The sequence below is a fragment of the Streptomyces sp. NPDC051822 genome (assembly GCF_044452745.1).
In the GTDB taxonomy this organism is placed as follows: Bacteria; Actinomycetota; Actinomycetes; order Streptomycetales; family Streptomycetaceae; genus Streptomyces.
The window spans coordinates 460547-469043 of record NZ_JBITBZ010000005.1 but is presented as its reverse complement, the minus strand read 5'-3'; the positions used below and the strand labels follow the sequence as shown (position 1 = coordinate 469043).

5 protein-coding genes are annotated in these 8497 nt (G+C 71.7%); 4 read left to right on the top strand and 1 reads right to left on the bottom strand.

Annotated elements, in window-relative coordinates; all coding sequences use genetic code 11:
• Positions 1-257, top strand: a 257-nt coding sequence (locus ACIA8N_RS19590; RefSeq protein ID WP_399416732.1) for a transposase, incomplete at its 5' end; no start/stop codon positions are given.
• Between the two features lie 78 nt (positions 258-335).
• Here ACIA8N_RS19590 and ACIA8N_RS19585 read toward each other — a convergent pair.
• Entirely contained in the window at positions 336-1184 is an 849-nt protein-coding gene (locus ACIA8N_RS19585; protein WP_365784195.1) for a GNAT family N-acetyltransferase, read from the bottom strand.
• Positions 1185-1391: 207 nt separating this feature from the next.
• Here ACIA8N_RS19585 and ACIA8N_RS19580 point away from each other — a divergent pair, with 207 nt between their 5' ends.
• The 3 genes from ACIA8N_RS19580 to ACIA8N_RS19570 all read left to right on the top strand — a co-directional run bounded on the left by ACIA8N_RS19580 (position 1392) and on the right by ACIA8N_RS19570 (position 8439).
• Positions 1392-3044, top strand: a complete 1653-nt coding sequence (locus ACIA8N_RS19580) for a sigma-70 family RNA polymerase sigma factor (protein ID WP_365784197.1) — start codon at positions 1392-1394, stop codon at positions 3042-3044.
• 289 nt (positions 3045-3333) lie between these two features.
• Positions 3334-5739 (top strand): non-reducing end alpha-L-arabinofuranosidase family hydrolase, encoded by a 2406-nt coding sequence (locus ACIA8N_RS19575; RefSeq protein ID WP_365784199.1) that lies wholly within the window; start codon positions 3334-3336, stop codon positions 5737-5739.
• 66 nt (positions 5740-5805) lie between these two features.
• The gene (locus tag ACIA8N_RS19570) at positions 5806-8439 is read left to right on the top strand and encodes an RICIN domain-containing protein (RefSeq protein WP_365784357.1); all 2634 of its coding nucleotides are present in this window, start codon (positions 5806-5808) and stop codon (positions 8437-8439) included.
• Positions 8440-8497: the final 58 nt, after the last annotated feature.

Sequence of the window (8497 nt, the reverse complement as noted above, 5' to 3'; positions counted from 1 at the left end):
TCCGCGCCTACCTGCGACGACGCGGCATCCCGCACACGATCCCCGAACGCGTCGACCAGATCCTCGGCCGGCTGAACCGCGGCACACGCGGTGGCCGGCCGCCCGGCTTCGACCGGTGCCTCTACCGCCGCCGCAACGTCGTCGAGCGCTGCTTCAACCGCCTCAAGCAGTGGCGCGGCCTGGCCACCCGCTACGACAAGACCCGCGAGTCCTACCAAGCCGCCCTCACCATCGCCTCAATCCTGCTCTGGCTCTGATCTTTGAAGACGACCCCTAGGCGCGTATCTGTCCGACGCGGGCCAGGACCCCGGCGGGGTCCTGGCCGACGGCGGGCTTCACCGCGACGGCGTCACAGGAGCGGAGGCCCACCAGGTCGACGGCGCCGCGACGGTGTAACCCAGGGACTCGTACAGCGGCCTGCCCAGCTTCGAAGCGGTGAGCGTGACCGGCAGGTCCGCCAGGTGGGCGAGGGAGCCGAGCATGACGGCCCGCCCCACACCCCGCGACCGGAAGGCCGTCGAAGTACCGACCCAGTAGTGGCTGCCGACGCCGCCGGCCACGACGCTGACGCAGGCTCCCGCGGCCACGCCGTCGCGCAAGGCGACGAACACGTCCACGCCCGGCTGCTCGATCAGTGTCATCGGGAACACCTCGCCGGGACGGTAGGGCTCGAATCCGGCCAGCTCGAAGCCCTCGATCACGATCCGCTCAGCCGCCTGGAGGTCCTCGGCCCGCCGTACCCGGATCACGTCCAGCGCCGGTTCGCCGACAGGCCCGGGCGGGCGCAGCATGACCGGCATCTGCCAGCTCCGCATGCCCAGGCGGCTCAGGTCGGTCGAGCTGAACGGATCCTCGGCGTTCACCGCCCTCCCGGCCCGGCGGGCCCGCTCGCTCAACTCGCCCAGCTCGGCCAGGTCGCCCCTGTCGAGGTCCGACTCCTGGATCAGGATCCGCAGGCCGGCCCGCCCGTCCCCGTCGACCGCGACGAATCCGCGGCGCCGGATGACCTCATGCCCCCGGCACCGGCCGGTCGCGCTCCACAGGGCGGCGGAGTTACGGGCCTGCCGCACCGGTGCCTCGGCCAAGGCCACGGAAGGGGGCTGGTCGGACGTGCGCTGGTCGGACGTGCGCTGGTCGGACGTGGGCTGGTCGGACTGGTCGGCCGAAGCGGATCTCGCTCTCATGACGCTTACGGTAGTGCGCAGTTGACCCCTCACCCGGGCCACTTCCCTGCGAGCCGACTGGGCCACTTGCAGGCGGGGCCGGCCCCTCGAAGTCGGTGCGCGTCGGACACGTGGTCCACGGAGCAGCCTTTGGCCGGTTCTTCCGCCGGCGCTAAGGTGAGGCGCCTACTCGGCGGATCTCCACCGGGGGAGGTGGGGATGGGGCTCATGGACGGGGACCACGCGGGGCTGGTCGTCGCGGCGCAGGCCGGGGACGATCGGGCGCGCGAGGAGCTGATCGCCGCGTACCTTCCCTTGGTCTACAACATCGTCGGGCGGTCGCTGAGCGGGCATGCCGACGTCGACGACGTCGTCCAGGAGACCCTGCTGCGCGTGGTGCGCGACCTGCCCGCCCTGCGTGCCCCGGAGAGCTTCCGGTCCTGGCTGGTGTCGATCACGCTGCGCCAGATCAACACCCACTGGCACCGGCAACGCGCACTCGCCGACCGGACCACGGTCATCGACCAGGCCCTCCAGATACCGGACGCGGGCGCCGAGCACGAGGACGTCACGATCCTGCGGCTGCACGTGTCGGACGAGCGTCGTCAGGTGGCCGAGGCCGGCCGGTGGCTCGACCCGGACCACCGGACGCTGCTGTCGCTTTGGTGGCAGGAGTCCGCCGGCTTGCTCGGCCGTGACGACATCGCCGCCGCGACAGGGCTGTCCGTCGCCCATGTCGGAGTACGTCTGCAGCGCATGCGCGAGCAGCTGGAACTGAGCCGGACGATCGTCGCCGCCCTGGAGGCCGATCCGCGCTGTCCGCAGCTGGACGAGACCGTCGCCGGCTGGGACGGTGTCCGTGCGTCGGTGTGGCGCAAGCGGATCGCGCGGCACACCCGCGGCTGCCCGGTCTGCACGGCGCCGACGACACGACGGGTTCCGGCCGAACGTCTGCTCCTCGGCATCGCGCCGCTGGCCGTCCCGGCCGGGCTCCTCACCGCGCTGGCCGCCAAGGGCCTGCTGTCGGGTACGGCCGCGAGCGCCGCCGGGCTGGCCACGGCACACGTCGCCGCCGTCACGACGACGGCTTCGACGACGGCTTCGGCGACGGCTTCGGCGACAGGGACGGCCACGGCGGCGGGAGGCGGTCTGCACAGCGGGCTGACCGGCGCGCTCCACGCGGTGACCGCGCATCCGCTGGTCAGCCTCGCCACCGGCGCGGTGCTCATCGCCGGGACCGCCACCTACGCGGCCTGGCCCGAACCCGCGCATCGCGAGCCCGGCGTCATCGCCGCGCCCCCGGCCGGCACTCCCACGCCAATCCCGTCACTCACCCCCACGCCGGCCGGACCGCCCTCCGTGAGTCCTTCCACCGTGAGTCCTTCCGCCGTGAGTCCTTCCACCGTGAGTCCGTCCGCCGTGAGTCCTTCCGCGCTCGCGGGCACCGTCCCGCTGGGCGCGCAGTCGCTGGAGTCCGTGGACCAGCCCGACCTGTACGTCACGTACGAGGGCGACTTCGCGACGCTCGGCCGGGTCTCCGCGTCGAGCGGCACGCAGACCCGGCAGCGGGTCACGTTCACGGTCGTCGTGGGTCTTGCCGACACGCGGTGCGTCACCTTCCGGGCCGCCGACGGCCGCTATCTGCGCCATCGTGACCTGCGGCTGCGGATGAGCGGCGACGACGGCAGCGAACTGTTCCGTGAGGACGCCACCTTCTGTCCGCGCCCCGGGGCGGTCGCCGGGTCGGTGACCCTGCACGCGCACAACTATCCCGGGTCGGTCATCCGCCACCGCGACGGCGGGATCTGGCTCGACGGCTCCGACGGCACCCGGGCCTTCGCCGGCCAGGCCTCCTTCGTCGTGCGCGCGCCCCGGGCCTGAGAGCCGCTCCCCGAGCCACGACCGGACCGCGGGGTCCGGCATAACGTTTTCCGCCCGCGAGATGCGTCACCGGGCAATCGTCCGGACGGGGCGACTTTTCTGTTACGACGCCGTGAGCCCGGAGGCCTCCCTTGCGTGGGGTTCACTTCCCGCCGCTCACCATGACGTGGCGGCGTGGCAGGTTCCCCGACTTCCCCGTTGACGCATCCCGGAAGAAGGCCCCTCCCATGACGCGACATTCCCGCACGATCACGGCACCCAGGGTGACCCCCGGCCCCCGGGGAAACTCGTGAAGGGCCTGCACCGGCTCAGCCGACGTCGCCGGACGGTGACGGTAGGACTGTCGGCCGCGGCGGTGGTGGCCGGTGTCGTGACGCTCCTGCCAAGCTCAGCCGGAGCCGCGAACCTGGGCACGCAGGCGGCCCCCTCCGGCAGGTACTTCGGCACCGCCGTGGCCGCCGGCAGGCTCGGCGACCCGGCGTACACCGCCATCGCCGACCGGGAGTTCAACATGATCACCCCGGAGAACGAGATGAAGTGGGACGCCGTCCAGCCGTCCCGCGGCACCTTCACCTTCGGCCCCGCCGACCGGATCGTCGACCGTGCGAAGGCGAACGGCCAGCGGGTGCGCGGCCACACCGCGGTCTGGCACTCGCAGCTCCCCGCCTGGGTCGGCTCGATGGGCGACGCGAACACGCTGCGCGGCGTGATGAACCGCCACATCACCACGACGATCACTCACTTCATGGGCGAGATCTACGCCTGGGACGTCGTCAACGAGGCGTTCGAGGACGGGCCCGGCGGCCGGCTGCGCGGCTCGGTGTTCCAGAAGGTCCTGGGCGACGGTTTCATCGAGGAGGCGTTCCGCACCGCCCGTGCGGCCGACCCCTCGGCCAAGCTCTGCTACAACGACTACAACATCGAGAACTGGTCGGACGCCAAGACCCAGGGCGTCTACAGGATGGTCAAGGACTTCAAGTCCCGCGGTGTCCCCATCGACTGCGTCGGGCTCCAGAGCCACTTCGGAGCGGACGGCCCGCCGGCGAGCTTCAGGACCACCCTGGCCAACTTCGCCGCCCTGGGCGTCGACGTCCAGATCACCGAGCTGGACATCGCCCAGGCATCGCCCACCCACTACGCCGACGCGGTCAAGGCCTGCCTGTCCGTTGCCCGGTGCACCGGCATCACGGTGTGGGGCGTACGGGACAGCGACTCCTGGCGCAGCGGCGAGAACCCGCTGCTGTTCGACAGGAACGGCAGGCCCAAGCCCGCGTACACCGCCGTCATGAACGCCCTCGGCTCCGGCCCGGGTACGACCCCGACCAAGCCGGCCGACGGCAGCGGTACGGGTACGGGTACGGGTACGGGAGAGATCAAGGGCGTGGCCTCCGGCCGCTGCCTCGACATCCCCGCCTCCACCGCCCCCGCCCCCGCCTCCACCACCACCAACGGCACCCAGGCGCAGCTGTGGAGCTGCAGCGGGCAGGCCAACCAACGGTGGACCCACACCGCCGGCAAGCAGCTGAAGATCCACGGCGACAAGTGCCTGGACGCCAAGGGCAAGGGCACCGCCAACGGCACCGCCGTGGTCGTCTGGGACTGCAACGGCGGCACCAACCAACAGTGGAACGTCAACGCCGACGGCACGATCGCCGGTGTCCAGTCCGGGCTGTGCCTCGACGCCGTCGGCGCGGGCACCGCCGACGGGACCAGGATCCAGTTGCACGCCTGCTGGTCCGGCGGCAACCAGAAGTGGACCGCCCCGTCCGGGACGGGCGGCGGCCCGTGCGCTCTTCCGTCGACGTACAAGTGGAGCTCGACGGGTGCCCTGGCACAGCCGGCGAACGGGTGGGCCTCGCTGAAGGACTTCACCAGCGTGGTGCACAACGGCAAGCACCTGGTCTACGGGTCGAACTTCACGGGATCGTCGTACGGCTCGATGACGTTCGGTCCCTTCAGCACCTGGCCTGACATGGCGTCCGCCGGGCAGAAGGCGATGAGCCGGCCCGCGGTCGCGCCCACGCTGTTCTACTTCGCGCCCAAGAAGGTTTGGGTCCTCGCGTACCAGTGGGGCCAGTGGCCCTTCATCTACCGCACGTCGAGCGACCCCACCGACCCCGACGGCTGGTCCGCGCCGCAGCCGCTGTTCACCGGCGGCATCCCCCGCACCGACTCCCCCACCGGCCCGATCGACCAGACCCTGATCGCCGACGACCGGAACATGTACCTGTTCTTCGCCGGTGACAACGGCAGGATCTACCGGGCGAGCATGCCGATCGGGAACTTCCCCGGCAGCTTCGGCTCGTCGTACACGACGGTCATGAGCGACACGGAGGCCAAGCTCTTCGAGGCCCCCCAGGTCTACAAGGTCCAGGGCCGGCAGCAGTACCTCATGATCGTCGAGGCGAAGGGCGCGAACGGGCGCTACTTCCGCTCGTTCACGGCTTCCAGCCTGAACGGTTCGTGGACCCCGCAGGCCGCCACCGAGAGCGACCCCTTCGCGGGCAGGGCCAACAGCGGTGCCACCTGGACCGACGACGTCAGCCACGGCGACCTGGTCCGTGGCAATCCCGACCAGACCATGACGATCGACCCGTGCAACCTGCAGTTCCTCTACCAGGGCAAGTCCCCCACCGCGGGCGGTCCCTACGACCGGCTGCCGTACCGGCCGGGTGTCCTCACCCTGCGGCGCTGACCCCGCCGACCTGCCCGTTCCACGGTGACACGCAAGGAGAACCAACCCCCCATGAACCAGCCCCCCATGAAGAACCCCACGAACGGTGGGCGCCGCGGGCGTCACCGCCGTCGCTGGACCGCGACAGGACTGCTGCTCGGAGCGCCCGCGCTCGTCGTGCCGTACCTCCTGTTCGTGCAGGACGACTCGCAGGCCGCGACGGTCGACGGCAACGCCTACTACCGGCTGCTCTCCGTACGCAGCGGCAAGGCGCTGGACGTCCACGCCTTCTCCACCGCCGACGGCACCCGCGTCCAGCAGTGGACCGACCAGAACACCGCCAACCAGCAGTGGAAGCTGCGGCCCGCGGGGGACGGCTACTACGAGCTGGTGAACCGCAACAGCGGCAAGGTGCTCGGCATAGCGGACGGTTCGACCGCCCGGGCGGCCGCCGCCGAGCAGCAGACCGACAGCTCCTCCGCCTCCCAGGAGTGGCGGATCGACGAGGTGAGCGGCTCCGGCGCCGTCACCCTCACCTCCCGCAGGAGCGGCCAGGTCCTGGACGTCTCCGGCGGCTCCACGGCCGACGGCGCGGGAGTCATCCAGTTTCCCGGCAGGGGCGGCACCAACCAGCAGTGGAAGCTGGTGAAGACGGCCGGGTCACAGACGGCCGGAACCGGACCGTACACGTGGAAGAACGCCCAGGTGGTGGGCGGTGGTTACGTCACAGGGCTCGTGTTCAACCCGCGCGCGAAGGGCCTGCTGTACGCCCGCACCGACATGGGCGGCGCCTACCGCTGGGACGTCGCGGCCGAGCAGTGGATCCCGCTGACCGACTGGGTCAGCGAGAAGGACTGGAACCTGCTCGGCATCGACTCGCTGGCCACCGACCCCGTCGACCCCGACCGGCTCTACCTCGCGGCGGGCACCTACACCAACGACTGGGCGGGCAACGGCGCGCTCCTGCGCTCCACCGACCGCGGACGGACCTTCCAGCGCACCGACCTGCCCTTCAAGCTGGGCGCCAACGAGGACGGTCGCGGGGCGGGCGAGCGGCTTGTGATCGACCCCGCGAACAGCGGCACCCTGCTCCTCGGCACCCGCAAGAACGGCCTGTGGCGCAGCACCGACCACGGGGTGAGCTGGAGCCAGGTGTCCTCGTTCCCCGTCAAGGACGGGGCGGGCAGCGGCGCGGGCATCTCCTTCGTGACGTACGGCCCGGCCGGCAGCAGGACCGTCTACGTCGGTGTCGCCGACAGGTCCCGCTCCCTCTACCGCTCCACCGACGGCGGCAGCACCTGGCAGGCCGTCTCCGAGCAGCCCACCGGCCAGATGCCGCAGCACGGCGTCCTCTCCGGTGACGGCTCGCTGTACCTGACGTACACGAACGTCGTCGGACCCAACGGCGTGACCGCGGGATCGGTGTGGAAGTACACGCCGACCGGGGGGACGTGGAAGGACGTCTCGCCGTCCCAGGGCGGTTACGGGTTCTCCGGTCTGGCCGTCGACCCGCGGAAGCCGAGCACGGTGATGGTGACCACCCTCGACCGCTGGTGGCCCGAGGACGAGATCTACCGCACCACCGACGGCGGCACGACCTGGAAGGCGCTGGCCGCCACGTCGGTACGGGACGCCTCCGCCGCTCCGTACGTCGGTACCGGCACCGGGCACTGGATGACCGCCCTCGCCATCGATCCCTTCGACTCCGGACACGTGCTGTACGGCACCGGCAGCGGCATCTGGCGCAGCAAGGACGCCCACGCCGGCGACGGCGGCGGCACCAGCCACTGGACCGTGGGGTCCCGGGGCCTTGAGGAGACCGCGGTCCTGGACGCGGTCGCCCCGCCCGGCGGCGCCACCGTCATCTCGTCCATGGGCGACCTGGGCGGTTTCCACTACAGCACTCCCGCCTCCCTGACCAAGGCGCCCGCCGGGCGGCTCAGGAACCCGCTGATGATCACGAGCACGGACATCGATTTCGCCCAGTCCAGCCCGTCGATGATGGTCCGCGTCGGCCGTGGCGGCGAGCAGGACGGCGCCTACTCCACCGACGGCGGCAGCACCTGGAGCGGCTTCACGTCGGAGCCGGTGGGCGGCGCCGACAGCGGGCAGGTCGCGCTCTCCGCGGACGGCTCCGCCATCGTCTGGACAGAGGAAGGTCAGGCCCCGTTCCGCTCGACCGACAGGGGGGCGAGCTGGTCGAGGGTCGGCGGCCTGGGCACCGGCGCCGTGGTCGTCGCCGACCGCTCCTCGGCCAGGACCTTCTACTCCCTGGCCGGCGGCACGCTCCACGCCAGCACCGACGGCGGTGCGACCTTCACCGCCCGCGCCACCGGTCTGCCCGCCGGCCGGCTCGCGGCCGTCCCCGGCATCGCAGGGGACCTGTGGATCGCCGGCTACGGCAAGGGGCTGCTGCACTCCACCGACGGCGGCCGCACCTTCACCACGCTCCCGACGGTGGGGTCCGCCTCCGCCCTCGGCTTCGGCAAGGCCGCGCCGGGCGCCTCCTACCAGGCGCTTTACCTGATCGGCACCGTCAAGGACGTCACCGGGGTCTTCCGCTCCACCGACAAGGGCGCCACCTGGGTCCGCGTCAACGACGACGCCCACCAGTGGGGCAACATCAGCGGCAGCGGCGTCGTCACCGGCGACCCCGACACCTACGGGCGCGTCTACATAGGCACCAACGGACGCGGCCTCCAGTACGGCGACCCGTCCTGACACCGACGCCCGAGCGGGGCCGCAGGCCGTCGTGCCCGCGGCCCCGCACGGCCCGTGC

What these genes read in the sequence shown, in the direction of transcription:
- ACIA8N_RS19585 (WP_365784195.1), bottom strand. Translation starts at nt 1,184, where the DNA reads ATGAGAGCGAGATCCGCTTCGGCCGACCAGTCCGACCAGCCCACGTCC.
- ACIA8N_RS19580 (WP_365784197.1), top strand. Translation starts at nt 1,392, where the DNA reads ATGGACGGGGACCACGCGGGGCTGGTCGTCGCGGCGCAGGCCGGGGAC.
- ACIA8N_RS19570 (WP_365784357.1), top strand. Translation starts at nt 5,806, where the DNA reads ATGAAGAACCCCACGAACGGTGGGCGCCGCGGGCGTCACCGCCGTCGC.